The organism is Sphingomonas sp. SP5 (assembly GCF_058313455.1).
Genome location: NZ_JBZFLF010000003.1, coordinates 486,176 through 505,227, shown reverse-complemented (window position 1 = coordinate 505,227; position 19,052 = coordinate 486,176). Strand labels below are relative to the sequence as shown.

The window sequence follows — 19,052 nt, the reverse complement described above, 5'->3', positions numbered from 1 at the left end:
CCGCCGCCTAGCCGAACAGCCGCCTGGCGCTCCGCTCCAGCATCAGCAGCTGCCACAGAGTCCGGCCGTGGTCACTGCGGCCGCTGCGATGCTCGTCCGCGATCCGCGCGACGGTGGCCATGTCGAGCCAGCCGCTGTCCGCCAGCGTCCGCGACCGGGACAGGGCCTCCGCCTCGCCCGCCAGCGGTCCACGAAACCAGTCGCTGATCGGCGTCACGAACCCCATCTTGGGCCGGTAAAGGATCTCGCGCGGCAGGTGGCGTTCCAGGCTGCGCTTCATCAGCCATTTGCCGGTGCCATGCCGCAGCCGCATCCGTGCGGGCAGCCGCGCGCAGAATTCCACCAGCCGATGGTCGAGCAGCGGCTCGCGCGCCTCCAGGCCGACCGCCATGCTGGTCCGGTCGACCTTGGTCAGGATATCGCCGGGCAGCCAGATCTTGAGGTCGGCATATTGCGCACGGTCGATCGCGTCGCGCGCCGGCGCCGCCCGCATCGCGGCGACATACCGGTCCTCGGCCCGATGCCCGCCGAGCGCACGCCGCGCCGCCGCGCTCAGCAGGCGCATCCGCCATTCCGGCGGCGTCACGCCGACGCTGCGCGCATAGGCCTCGTCGCCGTCGCTGCCCAGCGCGAGCAACGTCGCCTTGGCGCGCAGCGGGCGCGGCGCCCAATCGGCCTTGGGATACCAGCGGCCGAGCGTCCCGAACGCCGCCGCGCGCCAGTCGGCGGGTAGCAGCCCGCGCACCCGCTCCTCCGCGGCCTGGAACCGATAGCGGCGATAGCCGGCCAGCGCTTCGTCCGCGCCGTCGCCGGACAGCGCGACCGTGACGCGCTGCCGCGCCAGCGCCGCGACCTGGTAGGTGGCGAGCGCGCTGCCATCCGCGAACGGCTCGTCGAAATGGCGGACCAAGGTGTCGATCAGCGCGAAATCGTCCGGCCGCACCACCTGCGCCTGATGATCGGTGGCGAAGCGGCGGGCGACGGCGGCGGCATGGTCGCGCTCGTCATGCCCCGCCTCGTCGAAGCCGATCGTGCAGGTGCGGACCGCCGCCTTGCTCGCCTCCGCCATCAGCGCGACCACCGCCGAACTGTCCACCCCGCCCGACAGGAAAGCGCCGAGCGGCACGTCGGCGACCATGCGGCTGCGCACGCCCTCGCGCATCCGCGCCAGCAATTCCTCGCCCAGCGCATGCGCCGATCCGCTCGCGCGATCCGCGAAGCTGACGTCCCACCAGCGCTGCGGGCGCGGCACGCCATGGCCGCGCCGCACGATCAGGCAATGGCCGGCGGCAAGCTTGCGCACCCCCGCCACCAGGCAGACATCGTCGGGAACATAGCCATAGGCCAGGAAATCCTCCACCGCCGTCACGTCCGGCACCCGGCGCAGCAACGGATGGGCCAGCAGCCCCTTCAGCTCGGAAGCGAAGGCGAGGCTGCCGTCGGACAGCTCGACATAATGCAGCGGCTTCACCCCCAGCCGGTCGCGCGCCAGCACGAGCGCGCCGGCATCGGCATCGTGCAGGGCAAAGGCGAACATGCCGTTGAGCCGGTCGAGCAGCCCCGTCCCCCAGGCACGCCAGCCGTGCAGCAGCACCTCGGTATCGCCCTCGGTGGCGAAGCGGGCGCCCTTCAGCTCGAGTTCGGCGCGCAGTTCGGCGAAATTGTAGATTTCACCATTATAGGTGACGGTCAGCGCGCCCGATCGCATCGGCTGCGCCGAGCCGGCGAGGTCGATGATCGACAGGCGGCGGTGGCCCAGGCCGACGCCCGGCGCGGTCCAGATCCCCTCCCCGTCCGGCCCGCGATGCGCCTGTGCGGCGATCATCGCGGCGATGCGGGATGGGTCGACCGGCTTGGGCGTGGCGGGATGGAAGATCCCGGCGATGCCGCACATCAGCGCGCGCCCGCGGCCGCGTCGCCCACTTGTCCCATAGGCCCCAGCGCCTGCGCGAAGGCGGCGATGGCGGCGCGCGCGTCACCGCCCGGCACGACCTCTGCCGACAGGTGAATCGCCACCGCCCGCTGCGGTCCGCCCAGCAGCTTCGCCTTCATCGTCTCGATCTTCACCACGCGCTCGTCCGCCGTCACCCTGTCGCCGGCGACGTACCATGTCGCGACGATCCGCTCCACCGCCCGTCCCGCCGATCCGGGCGCGGTCATGCGCAGCACGCCGCCGCCGGCGATCGGTTCGCCGTCCGCGATCCGCACCCAGCGATCCTCCTCGCGGATGACGCCGGTGCCGAAGGCGCCGATCTTGTGCCCCTCGCCCTGCGACCCGAACACCGCGATTGCCAGGTCGACCGTCGCGCCGCCCCGCGCATAGCGGCCGAACAGCTGGTGATCGGCGCCGGGGTAATAAGGCTGCCACGGCGCAACGGTGCTGAGCGGCACGCGCCGCCAGCCCGCCATCTGCGGCAACGCGATCTGCGCGGGCAAGGCGCCGCCGCGCCGGGCGATCACGGCGCTCCACACCGGGCCGGTGCCGGCGACCGCGATCGTCAGCAGCACCGCGATCGGCAGCGCGATGATGCCCGGTCCGACCGGTGGCAGCCGCACGGGGTCGAAGGCGGGGGCGTCGGGCGCGCGGTCGAACCAGCGCCAGCCCGCCGCCAGCACCGCCGCCATCACCAGCCCGAAGAACACCCAGCCATAGACGATATGGTCGAACCCGGTCGCCGCCTCGACGCTGGTGAGGTTGGCGGCATAGATGGTGGCGAAGGCGCGCAGGCCGTTGGCGATCACCGGCACCACCAGCGCCGCGACCATGAAGCCCGCCCGCCGCCGCCACGACACGAAACAGGTCGCCGCCACCAGCACCCCGAACGCCAGCATCGCGATGACGAACTTGGCGCCGGAACACGCCTCCGCCACCTCGAACCAATAGCGGCCGGCGTGGATGATGACGCCGTTCGATTGCGCGGGCACGCCCGCCAGGTGGAGCAGCGGCATCACCATGCGCACCGTCACCGCCTGCAACGGCGGCTCCAGTGCCTCGCCGAACGGCACCAGGAACAGGGCATAGCCCAGCGGGAACAGCAGCCCGCGCGCCACCTGCGCGCCGAGCAGCGTCACCACTGCGCCCTGCAGCATCACCACGAGCCCCAATTGCCGCGCGAAGCTGACCGATCCCGCATCGCCCATCAGCCAGCCGAGGCTGCCCACGGCGACCAGCGCCAGCCCCGGCCACCACGCGACCGGCGTCAGCCCGGCGAGTTCACGCCGGCGCTGCCACACCAGCCAGGCGATCACCGGACCGATGAACAGGCAATGGCCGAAGGTCGTGCTGGTCCACCAGATCGTGACGAGCTGCACCACGTCGGCGCGAAGCAGCAGCAGGATCGCAATGCTGGCCACCGCCAGCGCGATGCCATGCCGGCGCCACGGCGCGCTCATGCCGCGTCCAGCCCGACAAATGCATCGAGCGGTGCCAATCGCGCCTGCCAGTCGTAGCGCGCCAGCACCCGCGCGCGGGCGGCCTCACCCAGCCCGCGGGCCGCCGCCGGATCGTCGAGCAGCGCGGCGATCGCCTGCGCCTGATCCGCCGCACCGTCGGCGACGCGCAGCGTGCCGGCATGATCGATCCCCTCCGCCGCGGCCGAGGAGGCGACCACCGGCCGCGCCATCGCCATCGCTTCCAGCACCTTGTTCTGGATGCCGCGGGCGAGCGACAGCGGCGCGACGCACACATCGGCCGCCGCCAGCCACGGCCGCACATCCTCCACCGCGCCGGTGACGATCACCGCATCGCTCGCCAGCGCCTGCACCGCCGCGGTCGGCGCCCGGCCGACGATCGCGAAGCGCACGTCGCGCGTCGCGCGCAGCCGCGGCAGCACCTCCGCCGCGAAGCGGGTCACCGCCTCCACATTGGGGCGATAATCCATCTGCCCGGTGAAGACGACGAGCGGCCCCCTGGCGGGCCGACCTGCGACCCGGCGCGGGTCGAAGGTCGCGGCATCGATGCCGTTCTCCACCGCCGCGATCCGGCCGGTGCCGCCACCGCTTCGAAACAGCGCCGCCTCCGCCTCGCTGACGAACAGGCTCGCCGCCGCGCGGCCTGCCACCTGCCGCTCGAACGCGCCGAGCAGCCGCGCCTCGCGGCGCATCATCCAGCGCACCGGTGGCGAACCCCGATCGGCGAAGGCCGCGAACTTGGCCGAATCGACGTCGACGAAGTCCATCACCGCCGGCACGTCCGCGGGCAGATATTGCGCCATCTGCCCCGAAAAGCAGTAGACCGCATCCCATCGCCGCGCCGCCACCGCGTGCGCCATCGCCGGCGCGGCAAAGGCGGTCAGCGACACCGGCAAACCCGTCGCCAGCGCCTGTACCGCGGCGAGCGCCTGCGGCTTGCTCCGCCGCAGCAGCGCGAACCCGGCCAGCCCGGCGGCGATGTCGGCCGGCACGTCGAAATCCGCCTCGGTCTCGCCGAACGCCAGCAGGTGCACCCGCGCCCGCGCCTTGAGGTAGCGCAGGACGTGATAGCTGCGGATCTTGTCGCCGCGATCGGGCGGAAACGGCGCGCGATGAGCGAGGAACAGCAGCTCCATCACCCCAGGCCGCGCGCGATCCAGGGTCCGATCGCATTGGCGACCGGCAGCGGCAGCCGCTGCCAGCTGCGCACCATCAGCGCATATTTGGGGTTGAGCGGATTGACCTCCCGCGCCGCGCCTTCGCTATGTCGTGCGTAGCTGCGCGGGACGGGCGCGAACCCCCAGTTCTTCTTGAACGCCGCCGCGCCGGTGCCGGTCTTCGACCGGCCGAAGTCGAACCGGGTGCAGCCACGCCGCCGGGCATGCTCCATCAGCGCGAAATACATCCGGTCGTTGGCGCGCAGCGCCCGCGCCGCCGCCGTGCCGCCGCCCCAATAGGGATAGACCGTGCCGCGGAAATACAGGCTGAGCACGCTCGCCACCGCCCGCCCCCGATGCCGGACGGTCAGCACGTCGGCATCCATCGCATCCATGACGCTGCGGAACAGCCGCGCCGGAAACACCGGCGTGCCGAGGTTGCGCACCGATTCGGCATAGACGCGGTAATGATCGCCGAGCAGCGCCGCGCCGCCCGTCTCCACGGTCAGGTCGAGCGCCAGCGCCCGCCGCACCTCGGCGCGCTGCTTGCGCGGAATGGCGAGCAGCTCCGCCGCCTCGTCCGCCGCCAGATCGCGCGCGAAGCCGAGATAGGCGCTATCGTCCGTCTCCCACCCCGCCGGTGCCGGCCCGCCGCGCAATTCGACGCCGGGACAGCCCAGCCGCTGCGCCAGCGCCCAGGCCGCGCCGGCGAGCGACTCGACGCCCTCGCCCAGCACCCCGCCATCGACGCCGAACCCGGTCGAGACCAGCGCCTTGCCGAACAGCGCCGAACGCATCTCGGTCAGCGGCAGGACGCCGGCGATCCGGCCCGCCGCATCCTCGGCGACGAGATAGCGCGCCCGCTGGCCGCAGCCGCGCGCGACCGCCCGGCTCCAGGCCGGCAAATGGAACGGCGTCGCTCCGGCGGCGGTGTGTACGAAGGCATCGATGCGCGCGCCCTCCCCCGCATCGGACAGGTCCGCCTCGCGCACGGCCAGCGGCCGCTCCAGCAGCGCCATCGTCATCGCAGCCGCGCCGCCTCGCGCGCCACCACCGCATCGACGCGCCCCCAGTCATGCCGCCCGATCAGCCCGCGCAGCTTGCCCGCCATCGCGCCCAGCCGGCTGTAATGCCGCACCCGCGACCGCAGCGGCGCCTGCGCGACGCGCGGCTGGCCGGGATCGACCTCCCACGGGTGGAAATAGAAGATGCCGCCATGCCCGTCGCGATTGACCTGCCGCACCGCGAAATCGGTGATGGCGGCAGGCAGCAGGCGGAAGAAGCCGCCGCCGGTCGCCCAATGCCGCCCCGCGATCCGCGCCACCGTCACCGGCAGCTCGATCAGCGCGGCATCCTTCACCGGGCGGAAGGCATAGCGCGGCGCATCGCGCCAGCCGTAATGATCGTGCACCACGGGCGCGACGCTGGACGAATAGGCATAGCCCGCCTCGGCGAGCACATCGAATGCCCAGGGGTTGCGCGCGTCGATCGAGAAACTCGGCGCCCGATAGCCGATCACCGCCTGGCCGCCCGCATCCTCCAGCGCCGCGCGGGCGCGGGCGAGGTCGGCGCGGAACGCGGCCGCATCCATGGTGAACACGCGCCGATGGTCCCAGCCGTGGCTCGCGATCTCATGGCCGCCCGCGACGATGCGGCGAATCAGCCGCGGGTGCCGCTCCGCCACCCAGCCCAGGGTAAAGAAGGTCGCCGTGACGCCGCTCTCGGCGAACAGGTCGAGCACCGCGCCGGTATTCGCCTCGACACGGCTGGCGATGCCATCCCACGCATCGCGTGCGATCGTGCGTTCGAAGGCGCCGACCTGGAACCATTCCTCGACATCGACCGACAGGCCGTTGAGCACGCGATCAGGCGGCATGATCCCACGCGGCAGGAGCGCGGATCGGTACGTGGTCCTGACGGATCTCGGTCGCACCGGCGACCACCGCGGCGGCAGCGGCTGCGGCTTCGCTGCGATCCGCCTCGACCCAGTCGACAAGCAGCGTCAGTACCCGACGCAGCGCCGCCTCTTGTTCGGCGATGCGCGTCTCCAACGCCGCGATCCGCGCCTCGACCGGCGCCGCGACATCGGCGACCGGTTCGGGCGCAGCCTCGGGCGGCACCTCGGCGATGACGGGTTCGGGCTCCGCCGCCTCGACGTCGGGTTCGGCCGCGATCGGTTGCGGCTCGCTCGCCGTCTCCAGCCATTGCGGCGTGCGCGGGATGAAGCTGCGCACCGGGCGGGTCGGCAGGGCGACGACCTGCTCGTGCACCGGCGGCAGCGGCTCGGTAGGCTCGGGCTCCATCCGCGGCACCTCGTGCAGCACAACCGGCGCGGGCGTCTCGACCGCCTCGGCGATCGGCGTATCCTCCACCGGCTCGGGCGCCTGCTCCATCGGCGCCGGTGCCGGCTGCGGCTCCGTGCGATCCCCCTCACCCAGCATCGGCAGGTCGGCATGCAGGTCGCGCAGCACCTGCCGCACCACCCGGCCGTCGATCAGCGCCAGATCCTCGATCGCGGCATGCAGCATCACCCGCCCGGCCAGCTGGTTGAGCCGCCGCGGCACGCCGCCAGAGCCGCGATACATCGCCTCGAACGCATCGTCGGCAAAGTCCGGCTGCCCCTGCCAGCCGACCACCGACAGGCGGTGCGCGATGTAATCGGCGACCTCGTGCGGCTCCATCGGGTCGAGATGGTGGATCGCGATCACCCGCTGGCGCAATTGCTCCAGCCGGTCGGATCCGTGCAGCCGCTCGCGGAACTCGGGCTGGCCGAGCAGCAGGATCTGCAGCAGCGCATGGCCCCCCGCCTGGAAGTTGGAGAGCATGCGCAGCTCTTCCAGCGCATCGACCGGCAGCGCCTGCGCCTCGTCGACGATCAGCAGCGTCCGCCGCCCCGACCGCGCCACCGCATGCAGGCCGCGCTCGATCGCGGTCAGCAGCTGCGCCTTGGCGAGGCCGTGCGGGTCGACGCCCAGGCCGGTCGCGACGATGCGCAACAGGTCGTCGGCGGGAATGGCGGTCGACACGATGGTGATGACGTTCAGGGCGGCGGGATCGATCATGCCGGTCAGGTGCCCGACCAGCGTCGTCTTGCCCGCGCCGATATCGCCGGTGACGACCACGAAGCCCTCGCCCTGCGCCAGCCCATAGCCGAGATAGGCCATCGCCTTGCGGTGCGTCGCCGTCTCGTACCAGAAGCGCGCATCGGGCGTCAGCTGGAAGGGGCGGCCGCTCAGACCGAAATGCGCGTCGTACATCCTTGAGCCCTTAGAACGAGTAGCGCGCGGCGAGCAGCGCCTGCGCCGACCAGGTGGTATCCACAGGACCGGTGTCGAACGCGTAAACGCCCGCGCTGGCCGAGGTGGTGATCCGCCCGAAACTGTGGCCGTAGCTCGCCGTGCCGCCGTACGACCACACGCCCGCCGCCTGGGCGATGCCCGATTCGTAGTAATTGACGAGAAGATTGGCATCGATCGTCGAGGCCTGCGTCAGCGTGCGGTTCCAGAACAGCTGGCCATAGGCGCTCTGGTCCTCGACGCCGTACAGCGTCACGCCCGGCACGCTGTCGCGGTTGAACAGCTTGCGGTTGGCATAGCCGATGCCGCCGCCGAAGGTCGACCGGCCGCGGGTGATCGACAGCACCGCATCCGCCCCGCGCGCGCGATAGCTGGCGGTCGAGATCGACTGGAACACGTCGTTCAGGCAGCCGCCCGGCGTCGCGCCCTGCGTCGAAAAGATGCAGCCGTTATATTGCTGGGTGAACGCATCGCGCGCCGCGATGAAGCTCGTCGGCAGCTGCTCGAGGCCGGTGCGCAGCTGCCGGCCAAAGGTGGTGACGCTGTCGTAGACGTCGGCGCCGAAGCCGACATGCTCGGACGCCTGATAGGTCAACAGGCCGGTGTAGCTCACCGATCCGTAGCGCTTGCCGACATGCGCCTCCGCCGAGGTGCGGCGGTTGGGCCGCCACACGACGCCGGCATCGTAATAGACGCCATCGGTGCGATAGGCGATGCGGCGCGGCGAATTCGCGTCGGTCACGAAGCGGCCGTCGCCATCCACCACCGGCGCGCCGGCGGTGGTCAGCAGGGCCGATCGGCTGCTCGTCTCGATCCGTTCGTAGCCGACGCCGCCGGTCAGCGCGACATAGGGTGACACCGGCGCCAGCACGTCGCCGCGCACTCGCCACGCATCGTAGCGGCCGTCGAGCTGGCCGGCATCCTCGCGTTCCCAGCCGGCGCTGCCGGTCAGGCCGATCGGCAGCACCTGCCCCGGCTGCACGCCCGCGCTGACGCCGGCGGCCTGCCCGAACGAATCGTCGTAATAATCGAGCCGCGGCTGCCCCGCCGGCACCGCCGTGAAGCCGGGGCTCTGCACCTTGGTATAGCCCGCGCGATAGCTGGCGGCGATCGCCACCGGACCGGCATGCGTCGCATAGCTCGGCCCGGCATAGACGGCATAGACCTGGCTGATGTTGTCGACATCGCCTTCGGCAAGGCCCGGCGCCGCCCCGCGGATATCGGCGCGCGCCCGCGTCGCGATGCCGCCCGCCTCCAGCGTCAGTCCGCGCGCGACCTGCGCCGACACGCGGGCCAGGCCGTAATGCACGTCATTGTCGCCGATCCGGTCGTCCCAGGCGATCCGGCGCTCGTAGCGATAGGAAAGCTGGCCGTTCACCCGCGCCGTGCTCGCCGCCACGTCGATCCCGACCGCGACCGAGGAATAGGTCAGCACATCCCCAGTGTTGAGGTCGGCGTCCAGCACCTGCCCCAGCTCGATATACGGGGTCGCCGACACCTGCCGGCTCTGCGCGCCCGCCGCCGTGCCGATCGTCAGCGCGCCCAGCGCCGCCCCCGTCGCCAAGACCCGGATCACTGCCCCCCCTCCTGTCCGTAATAGGTGCCGTAGCGGTGCCCCCCCGGCACGAACGACACGGCATTCAGCACCAGCGCGATCTCATCGCAGCCGTCCAGCCGCTGCACCGCCTCGCGCAATTCGCTTTCCGGCGTATGATCGGCGCGGACCACCAGCATCACCTGCCCGACCAGCATCGCCAGCACCGCCGCCGGCGACGCGGCAAGCGCGGGCGGCGAATCGAAGATCACGATGCGCCGCGGATTGGCTTCCAGCAGCCGCGCCAGCACCGCGCGGGTCCGGGCGGAGGCGAGCAATTCGGTATCCGTCGCCGTCTTCGTGCCGGCGGGCAGGATCGACAGGCCGCCGACATCGGTACGGATCACCAGCGTCTCCACGTCGATCCGGCCGTCCGCCAGCGCATCGAGGAACCCCGGCTGTTCGGCAAGCCCCAGTTGCGCCAGCACGTCGGGCTTGGCGAAATCGGCGTCGACCAGCAGCACCTCGGTGTCGCGCTCGGCTGCCATCGACAACGCCAGATTGACCGCACAGAACGTCTTGCCGTCACCCGGCCGCGCCGAACAGACGAGGGCGGTGCGCGCCTTCTCGCGATCCCCGGCCTGCGCCACGCGTTCGCGGGTGATGAGCAGCTGGCGCTTGATGAGGCGGAATTCCTCGGCGAGCGGCCCGACCGGCGCGCCCGGCACGATCATCCCCGCCTCGGCCAGCATGCCGCGGTCGATCGCCGCGATATCACTGAGCTCGGGCGCCTCGTAGAAGGACGCCGGCAGCTCCTGCCCGATCGGCGCGCGCAATTCGGGCGGGATCGCGAGGAAGGTCGGGTCGAGCTCGGGCGCCGCTGGGGCGGGCACCGCCTCCGGCTCCTGCACCGGCACCCGCTGCACGACCGGCTCGGCCACCGGCGGCAACGGCGCGCGCGGCCGCAGCTCCGCCCCGAAGTCATAGGTCCTCGCCGCGCGTTCGAGCAGCGATTCACGGCGGATCGGCTTGTGCATCATCGCGTCTTCCCCCGCCCTCACGCCGCCATGCCGCGCTGGAGCACCTCGACCCCGAGCAGCAGCACATAGGCCGCGACGAGCCCGGCGGTGCCGCCCAGGAACAGCTTCAGCCGCTTGGCACGGCTGTCGGCCTGCAACCGCGTCACCACCTCGCCGATCGAGCCGATCACCGGCATGCCGGTCGCCTTCTCCAGCCGCGGCCCGGTAGCGAAGGTCGCGCGCAGCTGGCCGAGCGCGAACGCGGCACCGATCCCCACCCCCAGCCCGACGATCAGCACCCCGGTCAGCAGCAGCATGCGGTTGGGCGCGGTCGGCGCGCGCGGCATCGTCGGTGGGTCGATGACGGAGAATTTGACGTTGTCGGTCTGCGTCTGCGCCTGGCCGCGCAGCGCGATCTGCTGGCGCTGGGTCAAGAGCTGGTCGTACTGGTCCTTCAGCACCTGATAGTCGCGGTCGATCTGGCCCTGCTCCGCGGCGACTTCGGGATCGCCCGACAGCTTCGCATTCAGCTGGTCGAGGTCGCCTTGCAGCTGCGCCTTGCGCATCTTGAGCGCGGCCACCGCCGATTGCTTGTCGGCGACCATCGACTGCAAGGACAGATAGAGCGGATTGGGTGTCCCCGCACTGCCGCCACCCAGCGGTTCGCCGCGCGCTGCCGCCTGCGCCGAGGCAAGCTGCCGCTTCAACGCGATCACATCGGGATGCTGTTCGGTATAGCCCCGCGCGCGCGCATCGGCGAGCTGGCCCTGGATGGCGTTCAGCGCCGCGCGCGCCGGCCCCGCGGCGACGCCGCCCGCGCCGGGGATCGTGGCGGCAGTGCCGGCCATCTGCCCCTGCACCGCGGCGAGGCTGGATTGCGCGGCGGCGAGATCGCCGTCGACCTGCGCCATCTGGCTGCGCGCCGCGCCGATCCGGTCGCCGACCGAACCCGTGCCGGGCAGCGAGCCGAGGTAGCGCGTCTGGAAATCCGATCTTTTGGCATCGGCGTCCGCCAGCTGCTTCTGCAACTGGTCGAGCTGCTTGTTGAGGAAGTCGAGGCTCTGCGTCGTCTGGGTACGGTCGCGGCCCAGATTCTGTTCGACGAAGATGTCGATCAGCTTCTGGGTGATCGCGCGCGCCAGTTTGGGCGAGGATGCCGTGGTGGTGATCTGGAACAGATTGTCCTGCTGGCTTTCCACCTTGATCGCGGTGGCGAGGCCGGCAACGCGATCGGCGACGTCGCGGTCGCTCGACACGGTCTGCGCAAGGTCGGTGCCGCGCACCACCTTTTCGAGGTTGACCGCGCTCACCAGCGTCTGCCGGATCGTGTCCACGTCCTTCTGCTGGGTCTGCGCCGGCGCATCCATCGACGCCGGCAGGATCGACTGCATCTGCACGAACACGCGCGCCCGCGATTCGTAGCGGCTCGGCATCTGGCTCACCACGAACCAGCCGAGCACGCACACGCCCCAGGCGACGGCCAGCGCCAGCCACCGCCGCGTCCAGATCGCATGCAGCGCCAGGCGCGCCTCGTCGTAGATGCCGGTCATGCGGTCACCCGCTTATGGAGGGGGGTCAGGCCCCTCCGTTCGTGCTGAGCCTGTCGAAGCACGGTGAGACTCATGCCCTTCGACAGGCTCAGGGCAAACGGAGGGTAGGTCATGCTCACCCTCAGAACATCGATTCGGGGATGATGATGACGTCGCCCGGCTGCAGGCTGACGTTGGCGCTCGAATCGCCCTTCTTCAAAAGGTCGGCGATCTGCAGCTTGTATTCGTGCTGCTCGCCCGTCTCCCGGTCGTGGCGCACCAGCTTGGCCTTGTTGCCCGCGGCATATTGGTTCAGCCCGCCGACCGCGATCATCGCATCGAGCAGCGTCATGTTGGCGCGATAGGGAATCGACGCCGGCTTTTCCGTCGCGCCGATGATCCGCACCTGCTGGCTGTAGGTGCCTGAAAAATTCTCGACGATGACCGAGACGATCGGGTCCTTCACATATTGGCCCAGCGCCTGCTTCATGTCGGCGGCCAGCATCGACGGGGTCTTGCCGACGGCGGGCATGTCGTTGATCAGCGGCGTGGTGATGCGGCCGTCGGGGCGCACCTGCACCTTCGCCGACAGTTCGGGATTGCGCCAGACGAAGACGTTGAGCTGGTCCAGCGGCCCGATGACATATTCCTCGCCCGGCTGTTCCTTGCTCGCGACATAGGTCGCGGGCGGCAGTTCGGGGCGGCCCCCGCCACTCGAACAACCGCCGAGCGCCGAGGCCGCGGCACCGGCGGCGAGCAGGACACGGACGGAAACACCGGAACGCATGCGACTTCTCCTGGCCGCCCGGCGCATCCTCGAACGCGGCACGGGCTTCCAGCGGGCTATGGGCGGATAGAGGTGAAGATAGCGTTAGGAACGCTTGGGAACGCCGTGGCTTGCGCCTAGGCTGCGCGGATGATCCGCTACGCCGCCCTCCCCTTCGCCCTGGTCTGCGCACCGGCGCAGGCGCAATCCGCGCCGCCGCTCACCGACCTCCGGATCGTCGCCGTCACCTCGGCCAGTCAGGCCGAACGCATCGCTCCCGATCAGCAGGCGACGGTGAAGCGCCACGCCGGCCCGGTCACGCTGATCGTGCGCGAAACCGGCATCGGCCGCGCCCGCGTGCTGCGGCTGAACGGCGCCGTCGCCAACCCTCCCTCGACCACCCGCCCGCTATGCGGCGCGGCGGTGACGCCGGGCGCCTGCCGGTCGGGCGAGAGCACGACGGGGGTCGAAATCACCTACCATTTGGGCGCGCTGGCCCCCGACACGATCGTCGCGGTACAGGATCAGTCGGCGAACCTGCCCGCGGCGAACCTCTCGGCGGAGCTTGTCCTGCGCTAACCCGCCACCACCTCGCTCGCGGGCGGATGGCCCAGGAACGCCGCCGGGCTTGCCGTCGCGCCGTACGCCCCCGCCAGGAACACCGCGACCACATCGCCCACCTCCGCCCGCGGCAGGGCGATACGATCCCCCAGCCGGTCGAGCGGCGTGCATAACGGCCCGACCACCGACACCGTCTCCTCCGCCGCGCCGCCGACGGCATGCGCCAACGCCAGCGGGTAATTCCGCCGCACCACCGTTCCGAAATTGCCGGACGCCGCCAGCTGGTGGTTCAGCCCGCCGTCGGTCACCAGGAACGTCTCGCCCAGGCTCTCCTTGCGGTCGACGATCCGGGTCAGATAGACGCCCGCCTCCGCCACCAGCCAGCGCCCCAGTTCGATCGCGAACCGCGCCCCGGCCAGCGCCGTCGGCCGGCGTGCGAGCGCCTCCGCCAGCGCGACGCCGACCCGCTCCACGTCCAGCGGCGTGTCGCCGGCGAAATAGGGCACGCCGAAGCCGCCGCCCAGATTGACCAGCGGCGGCGCGGCCCCTGCCTCATCCGCCAGATGGGCGGCGAGCGCGATCGTCGCCGTTTGCGTGTCAACGATCGCGCCGGCATCCAGCGCCTGGCTGCCGGCATAGATGTGAAAGCCGCGCCAGTCGGCACCGGCGTCGACGATCCGCCGGACCAGCGCCGCCGCCCGTGCCGCATCGACGCCGAAGGGCGACGCCCGCCCGCCCATCTTCATCCCCGATCCGCGCAATTCCACGTCCGGATTGACGCGCACCGCCAGTCGCGGCGCCACACCCAATTCCTCGCCCAGCCGCAGCGCCCGCTCCGCCTCGCCCTCCGATTCGAGGTTGATCGTCGCGCCGCTGCGGATCGCGCCGATCAGCTCGGCATCGCGCTTGCCCGGCCCGGCGAAGCTGATCGCCGATGCAGGCTTCACCGCCAGCGCCGTTTCCAGTTCGCCGCCCGATGCGACATCCAGCCCGTCGACCAGCGGCGCGATGCGGTCGAGCAGCGCGGGCAGCGGATTGGCCTTGATCGCATAATGCAGGTCGACGCCCGCGAACGCCGCCCGGAACCGCGCGATGCGCGCCGCGACGATCCCCATGTCGTAGACGAAGGCCGGCGTTTGCGCCGCCCAGTCCGCAGCGGCCACGCCGGCGATCGTCAGCACGCCCGATTGGCTCGCGAACTCAGGCGGCAGGGGTCCCATCGGCTTCATGCGAGCAGCGCCTGCCGGATCGCCGCGCGATCCAGCTTGCCGTTGGCGTTGCGCGGCAATTCCTCGCGCCACACGTAGCGGGCGGGCTGCATGAAGCTCGGCAACAGGGTGCGCAGCCGCGCCCGCAGCGCCGCCTCTCCCGCCGGATCGCCCGCCAGCATCACCGCGATTCCCTGTCCCAGTCGCGGGTCGGGCACGCCGACCGCCACCGCCTCGCGCGCCTCGTCGCCTGCCAGCACCCCTTCCTCCACTTCCGCCGGGCTGATCCGGTTGCCCGCGCTTTTTATCATCTCGTCGTCGCGGCCGACGAAGCGGAACAGGCCGTCCTCGCCCTCCACCACCGTGTCGCCGGACCACACCGCCATGCCGCCGCTGCTGGCCCAGGCGGGCGCCGGACGAAAGCGGGCGGCGGTCCGTTCCGGATCGCGCCAATAGCCTTGCGCGACCAGCGGCCCGGCATGCACCAGTTCGCCCGGCACCGCCACCGCCCGGCCGCCGTCCGGCGTCACCGCCATCACCTCGGCGAAGGGAATCGCGCGGCCCATCGCATCGGGGTGAGAATCGATCAGCGCCGGATCGAGCCACGTCGAGCGAAACGCCTCCGTCAGCCCGTACATCGCGACCAGCTCCGCCTGCGGAAAGCGGCTTCGCAATTTCCGCACCAGCCGCTCGGTCAGGGCGCCGCCCGAATTGGTCAGCCGCCTCAGCCGGGCGGCCGTCTCCGCCGGCCAGTCCGCATCGAGCAATTGCACCCACAGCGGCGGCACCCCGGCCAGCGTCGTCGCGGCGACGCGCTCCACCGCCTTCACCACGTCGCGCGCCGTCAGATAGTCGAGCGGCGCGACCGCGGCACCCGCATACCAGCTGGAAAGCAGCTGGTTCTGCCCATAGTCGAACGACAGCGGCAGCACGGCGAGCACGCGATCGTCCGGCGCGATGGCCAGGTAATGCGACACCGATACCGCCCCCAGCCACAGATTGGCATGGCTCAGCATCACCCCCTTGGGCCGTCCCGTCGACCCCGAGGTATAGAGGATCGCCGCCAGCGCGGCGGGATCGTGCGCGGACCGCCCCGGCCCGGCGCGATCCAGCGGCACCTCGCGCTCGTCTACGACCCCGCACTCCGCCGGCACGTCCCCGGCCGCCAGCGTCTCCGCCCGCGCGGCCTGCGTCACCAGCAGCGCCGCGCCGCTGTCCGCCAGGATATGCGCCACCTGCGCGCGCCGCAGCGCCGGATTCACCGGCACATGCACCAGCCCTGCCCGCGCCGCCGCCAGCGGCATCACGCAGGCGAGCAGGGTCTTGGGCAGCCATGTCGCCACCCGCGCGCCCGCTTCCAGCCGCCGCGCCGCCAGCCAGCCGGCGACGCTCGCCACCATTGCCTCGACCTCGGCGTAGGTCCAGCTGCCCGTCCGCTCGATCAGCGCCGGCGCATCCGGCTGCCCGCGCAGCAGGTGATCGAGCGGACGGGGTTCGGGATCGGGCGTGGCCATGACGCCCTCATAGCGCGGGGGCGTTGCCGAATGCAGCCCCAGCCTCTAACGCGTGGGTACCGCAACCGATCAGGGCGACGCTGTGCTTCCCGAAGGCTATTCCTCCGTCGAAACGACCGTGCGCGCCGTGCTGGCCGATGTCCTCGGCCTCTCCGCGGATCGGGTCGCCGGCTTCACCGCCACCACGCCGCTGTTCGGCGCGCTGCCCGAACTCGATTCGATGGCGGTGGCGGGCGTCCTGACCGAGATCGAGGATCGGCTCGGCATCCTGATCGAGGATGACGAGGTGGATGGCGACATGCTCGAGACCTTCGGTGCGCTGACCGAATTTGCCGCGGGCAAGGCGCTGGTCTAATCTTTCGCCCCCATGGGGCTGCGCATCGATCATTACGACTGGAATGGCGGCCGCGAGGCGATGCTGCGCTTCGGCCCCGATACCGGCCCGGTGCTGGTCGCGACGCTGCCGCTGTTCGAGGAGGCGAACCGCACCCGCACCTTCACGGTCGGCCTGCTCCGCCGCCTCGCCGACCGCGGCATCGCCAGCCTGCTGCCCGACGTTCCCGGCCAGGGCGACAGCCTGGTGCCGCTCGCCGACTGCACGCTGCCCCGCATGGCCGCGGCGATCGAAGCCGTGGCCTGCCGGCAGCGCGCCACCGGCCGCACGCCCTACGCGCTCGCCATCCGCAGCGGCGCGCTGCTCGACGCGGCCGCGCCCTTCGCCGGCCGCTGGCACCTCGCCCCGCAGGACGGCGAATCGCTGCTGCGCGGCCTGCACCGCATCTGGCGCGCATCGGGCCATGTCGCGACCCGCAATGCGATGCTGCGGGGCGCCACCATCGCCGGCAACGCCCTGTCGGCGGAGCTCCTGTCCTCGCTCGCCGATGCGGCCCCCTGCGACCGGCCCGACGTGCCGCGCCGCATCGTTCCCGCCCCGCCCGGCGACGTGCCGCTGTGGCGCCGATCGGAACCCGGCGACGACCCTGCCCTCGCCGACACGCTTGCCGACGACATCGCGCAATGGCTCGCCGCATGCGAAGCCTGATCGCCTTCCCCTGCGCCGGCGAGAGCCTGGTCGGCACGCTCGACGGGGCACCCGGCACCACCGGCCTGCTGATCGTCTCCGGCGGCAACGAGATCCGCTGCGGCGCGCACCGCGGCATGGCGCTGCTCGCCGCTTATGTCGCAGCCCACGGCTACCCCGTATTCCGCTACGACCGCCGGGGCATTGGCGATTCGACCGGCGAAAACCGCGCCTACCTCTCGGCGGCGCCCGACCTCGCCGCCGCCGCCGCCGCCTTCCGCGCGGCGATGCCGCACCTCACCACCATCGTCGGCTTCGGCAATTGCGACGCGGCGAGCACGCTCGCGCTGTTCGGCGGCGCGGCGAACGTCGACCGCCTGCTGCTCGCCAACCCCTGGACGCTCGAAACCTACGACGACCTGCCCCCCGCGGCGGCGATCCGCGCCACCTATCGCGCGCGGCTGACCGACCCCGCGGCATGGCGCCGCCTGCTCGGCGGGCGAATCAATATCGTCAAGGCCATCAGGGGCCTGCGCAAGGCTGCCGACACCCGCCGGCAGCCGCTCGCCACCCGGATCGTCGGCGCGATCGAGGGCTGGGGACGATCGGCCGAGGTCGTCCTCGCCACCGGCGACGGCACCGCCCAGGCCTATGCCGCCGCCGCCCCGCACCTGCCCGCGCACCGCATCGATACATCCTCGCACAGCTTCGCGCCGGCGGAGGATCAGGGGCAGCTTTGGGAGATGGTCCTCGCGACACTGGAGCGGGCCTAGCGCGGAATACCGTCCGCCTCACCCGTCATTGCGAGCGCAGCGAAGCAATCCAGAGCCGGGCCATGACACCCTGGATTGCTTCGCTCCGCTCGCAATGACGACTTGGATCAGCCTCATGTCACGCCTCTCCCGCGGAAAAGCGAGGAGGCGGCGGAAGGGCAAAGGGTGAGCCCCCCTACTCCGCCGCTTCCGCCAGCTCCGCAAATTCCGCCGCCGCCAGGAAGCGCTCGGCGTCCAGCGCCGCCATACAGCCGGTGCCCGCGGCGGTCACCGCCTGCCGGTACACCTTGTCCGCCACGTCGCCGCAGGCGAACACGCCCGGCACGCTGGTGCGCGTCGATCCGGTCTCCACCGCGATATAGCCATCGTCGTCGAGCGCGAGATGGCCGCGGAACAGCTCGGTCGCCGGATGATGCCCGATCGCGACGAAGCCGCCCTCGACGTCCAGCCGCGAATGCTCGCCGGTCACCGTATCCTCCAGCGTCAGCGCGACAAGGCCGGCATTGCCGCCGCCGTCGACGAACTCCCGCACTTCCTTGTTCCACAGCACGGTGATGTTGGGATGCGCGTGCAGCCGCTCCTGTAGGATGCGCTCGGCGCGCAAGCTGTCGCGGCGGTGGATCAGCGTCACGTCGTCGCTGTGGTTGGTGAGGTACAGCGCCTCCTCCACCGCGGTGTTGCCGCCGCCGATCACCGCCACCTTCTTGCCGCGGTAGAAGAAACCGTCGCAGGTCGCGCAGGCGCTGACGCCCTTGCCCTTCATCGCCTCTTCGCTCTCGATGCCCAGCCACTTGGCCTGCGCGCCGGTCGCGATCACCAGCACCTCGCCCTCGTACACGTCGCCGCCATCGCCGATCAGGCGGAACGGACGGCTGGACAGGTCGACCTCTACGATCGTATCCCACATCAGCCGCGTGCCGACATGCTCGGCCTGCTTCTGCATCTGCTCCATCAGCCACGGCCCCTGGATCACGTCCGCAAAGCCGGGATAATTTTCGACATCCGTCGTCGTCGTCAGCTGCCCGCCCGGCTGGATGCCCTGCACCACGATCGGCGCCATCCCCGCCCGCGCGCCATAGATGGCGGCCGACAGCCCCGCAGGCCCCGAACCGAGGATCAACATGCGCGTGGAATGGGTGGTCATCGGAACGGGTGCCTGTCGGATGGAAGGGGATTCGACCCCTCACTTAGGTGATCCGCCACCGGATTTGAACCGGGGAGCGCCATGGCTGTCCTACACGCCCAAACCTCGCTAGCATCGCG

The 19,052-nt window shown here is 71.3% G+C and carries 17 protein-coding genes; 4 read left to right on the top strand and 13 right to left on the bottom strand.

Going from position 1 to position 19,052, the window contains the following annotated elements:
• Positions 1–7: 7 nt before the first annotated feature.
• The 10 genes from AC4GY7_RS10225 to AC4GY7_RS10180 form a co-directional block, all read right to left on the bottom strand.
• The gene (locus tag AC4GY7_RS10225; RefSeq protein ID WP_491113489.1) at positions 8–1,894 is read right to left on the bottom strand and encodes an XrtA/PEP-CTERM system amidotransferase; all 1,887 of its coding nucleotides are present in this window, start codon (positions 1,892–1,894) and stop codon (positions 8–10) included.
• Entirely contained in the window at positions 1,894–3,393 is a 1,500-nt protein-coding gene (gene xrtA / locus AC4GY7_RS10220) for an exosortase A (RefSeq protein WP_491113487.1), read from the bottom strand. Before xrtA ends, AC4GY7_RS10225 begins: the two co-directional genes overlap by 1 nt.
• Positions 3,390–4,547: a TIGR03087 family PEP-CTERM/XrtA system glycosyltransferase gene (locus AC4GY7_RS10215; protein ID WP_491113486.1), complete on the bottom strand. Its 1,158-nt coding sequence runs from the start codon at positions 4,545–4,547 to the stop codon at positions 3,390–3,392. The genes xrtA and AC4GY7_RS10215 overlap by 4 nt, the downstream gene beginning before the upstream one ends.
• Positions 4,547–5,593: a FemAB family XrtA/PEP-CTERM system-associated protein gene (locus AC4GY7_RS10210; RefSeq protein WP_491113484.1), complete on the bottom strand. Its 1,047-nt coding sequence runs from the start codon at positions 5,591–5,593 to the stop codon at positions 4,547–4,549. Before AC4GY7_RS10210 ends, AC4GY7_RS10215 begins: the two co-directional genes overlap by 1 nt.
• On the bottom strand, positions 5,590–6,444 hold the full coding sequence (locus AC4GY7_RS10205; protein ID WP_491113482.1) for an XrtA system polysaccharide deacetylase: 855 nt from the start codon (positions 6,442–6,444) through the stop codon (positions 5,590–5,592). Before AC4GY7_RS10205 ends, AC4GY7_RS10210 begins: the two co-directional genes overlap by 4 nt.
• Positions 6,434–7,825: an ExeA family protein gene (locus AC4GY7_RS10200; RefSeq protein WP_491113480.1), complete on the bottom strand. Its 1,392-nt coding sequence runs from the start codon at positions 7,823–7,825 to the stop codon at positions 6,434–6,436. The genes AC4GY7_RS10205 and AC4GY7_RS10200 overlap by 11 nt, the downstream gene beginning before the upstream one ends.
• 10 nt (positions 7,826–7,835) lie before the next feature.
• Positions 7,836–9,440, bottom strand: a complete 1,605-nt coding sequence (locus AC4GY7_RS10195; protein ID WP_491113478.1) for a hypothetical protein — start codon at positions 9,438–9,440, stop codon at positions 7,836–7,838.
• On the bottom strand, positions 9,437–10,438 hold the full coding sequence (locus AC4GY7_RS10190) for an AAA family ATPase (protein ID WP_491113476.1): 1,002 nt from the start codon (positions 10,436–10,438) through the stop codon (positions 9,437–9,439). The genes AC4GY7_RS10195 and AC4GY7_RS10190 overlap by 4 nt, the downstream gene beginning before the upstream one ends.
• A 17-nt stretch (positions 10,439–10,455) precedes the next feature.
• The gene (locus AC4GY7_RS10185) at positions 10,456–11,967 is read right to left on the bottom strand and encodes an XrtA system polysaccharide chain length determinant (RefSeq protein ID WP_491113474.1); all 1,512 of its coding nucleotides are present in this window, start codon (positions 11,965–11,967) and stop codon (positions 10,456–10,458) included.
• 121 nt (positions 11,968–12,088) lie between these two features.
• Positions 12,089–12,733 (bottom strand): XrtA/PEP-CTERM system exopolysaccharide export protein, encoded by a 645-nt coding sequence (locus AC4GY7_RS10180; RefSeq protein ID WP_491113472.1) that lies wholly within the window; start codon positions 12,731–12,733, stop codon positions 12,089–12,091.
• A 129-nt stretch (positions 12,734–12,862) separates the two neighbouring features.
• Here AC4GY7_RS10180 and AC4GY7_RS10175 point away from each other — a divergent pair, with 129 nt between their 5' ends.
• The gene (locus AC4GY7_RS10175; RefSeq protein ID WP_491113470.1) at positions 12,863–13,291 is read left to right on the top strand and encodes a DUF4879 domain-containing protein; all 429 of its coding nucleotides are present in this window, start codon (positions 12,863–12,865) and stop codon (positions 13,289–13,291) included.
• Here the strand turns inward: AC4GY7_RS10175 and AC4GY7_RS10170 are convergent.
• A complete protein-coding gene (locus tag AC4GY7_RS10170; protein WP_491113468.1) occupies positions 13,288–14,502 on the bottom strand; it encodes a pyridoxal-dependent decarboxylase, exosortase A system-associated in 1,215 nt (404 codons plus the stop codon). The two genes, AC4GY7_RS10175 and AC4GY7_RS10170, sit on opposite strands and share 4 nt — an antisense overlap.
• The gene (locus AC4GY7_RS10165; protein ID WP_491113466.1) at positions 14,499–15,995 is read right to left on the bottom strand and encodes an AMP-binding protein; all 1,497 of its coding nucleotides are present in this window, start codon (positions 15,993–15,995) and stop codon (positions 14,499–14,501) included. Before AC4GY7_RS10165 ends, AC4GY7_RS10170 begins: the two co-directional genes overlap by 4 nt.
• An 82-nt stretch (positions 15,996–16,077) precedes the next feature.
• Between AC4GY7_RS10165 and AC4GY7_RS10160 the strand changes: the two genes are divergently transcribed.
• Genes AC4GY7_RS10160 through AC4GY7_RS10150 form a run of 3 tightly spaced genes read left to right on the top strand, consistent with a single transcriptional unit; the run spans position 16,078 to position 17,789 of the window.
• Positions 16,078–16,350, top strand: a complete 273-nt coding sequence (locus AC4GY7_RS10160; protein WP_491113758.1) for an acyl carrier protein — start codon at positions 16,078–16,080, stop codon at positions 16,348–16,350.
• Positions 16,351–16,362: 12 nt separating this feature from the next.
• Complete coding sequence (locus tag AC4GY7_RS10155; protein ID WP_491113464.1) at positions 16,363–17,037, top strand: hypothetical protein; 675 nt, start codon at positions 16,363–16,365, stop codon at positions 17,035–17,037.
• A complete protein-coding gene (locus tag AC4GY7_RS10150) occupies positions 17,025–17,789 on the top strand; it encodes a hydrolase 1, exosortase A system-associated (protein ID WP_491113462.1) in 765 nt (254 codons plus the stop codon). The genes AC4GY7_RS10155 and AC4GY7_RS10150 overlap by 13 nt, the downstream gene beginning before the upstream one ends.
• A gap of 175 nt (positions 17,790–17,964) precedes the next feature.
• Here the strand turns inward: AC4GY7_RS10150 and trxB are convergent, their stop codons facing one another.
• Entirely contained in the window at positions 17,965–18,933 is a 969-nt protein-coding gene (trxB, locus tag AC4GY7_RS10145; protein ID WP_491113460.1) for a thioredoxin-disulfide reductase, read from the bottom strand.
• Between the last annotated feature and the right edge of the window lie 119 nt (positions 18,934–19,052).

Coding starts and splice junctions, on each gene's coding strand:
- AC4GY7_RS10225 (WP_491113489.1), bottom strand. CDS start 1,894: ATGTGCGGCATCGCCGGGATCTTCCATCCCGCCACGCCCAAGCCGGTC.
- trxB (WP_491113460.1), bottom strand. CDS start 18,933: ATGACCACCCATTCCACGCGCATGTTGATCCTCGGTTCGGGGCCTGCG.
- AC4GY7_RS10190 (WP_491113476.1), bottom strand. CDS start 10,438: ATGATGCACAAGCCGATCCGCCGTGAATCGCTGCTCGAACGCGCGGCG.
- AC4GY7_RS10170 (WP_491113468.1), bottom strand. CDS start 14,502: ATGAAGCCGATGGGACCCCTGCCGCCTGAGTTCGCGAGCCAATCGGGC.
- AC4GY7_RS10165 (WP_491113466.1), bottom strand. CDS start 15,995: ATGGCCACGCCCGATCCCGAACCCCGTCCGCTCGATCACCTGCTGCGC.
- AC4GY7_RS10150 (WP_491113462.1), top strand. CDS start 17,025: ATGCGAAGCCTGATCGCCTTCCCCTGCGCCGGCGAGAGCCTGGTCGGC.
- AC4GY7_RS10210 (WP_491113484.1), bottom strand. CDS start 5,593: ATGACGATGGCGCTGCTGGAGCGGCCGCTGGCCGTGCGCGAGGCGGAC.
- AC4GY7_RS10180 (WP_491113472.1), bottom strand. CDS start 12,733: ATGCGTTCCGGTGTTTCCGTCCGTGTCCTGCTCGCCGCCGGTGCCGCG.
- AC4GY7_RS10155 (WP_491113464.1), top strand. CDS start 16,363: ATGGGGCTGCGCATCGATCATTACGACTGGAATGGCGGCCGCGAGGCG.
- AC4GY7_RS10175 (WP_491113470.1), top strand. CDS start 12,863: ATGATCCGCTACGCCGCCCTCCCCTTCGCCCTGGTCTGCGCACCGGCG.
- AC4GY7_RS10205 (WP_491113482.1), bottom strand. CDS start 6,444: ATGCCGCCTGATCGCGTGCTCAACGGCCTGTCGGTCGATGTCGAGGAA.
- AC4GY7_RS10215 (WP_491113486.1), bottom strand. CDS start 4,547: ATGGAGCTGCTGTTCCTCGCTCATCGCGCGCCGTTTCCGCCCGATCGC.
- AC4GY7_RS10185 (WP_491113474.1), bottom strand. CDS start 11,967: ATGACCGGCATCTACGACGAGGCGCGCCTGGCGCTGCATGCGATCTGG.
- AC4GY7_RS10200 (WP_491113480.1), bottom strand. CDS start 7,825: ATGTACGACGCGCATTTCGGTCTGAGCGGCCGCCCCTTCCAGCTGACG.
- xrtA (WP_491113487.1), bottom strand. CDS start 3,393: ATGAGCGCGCCGTGGCGCCGGCATGGCATCGCGCTGGCGGTGGCCAGC.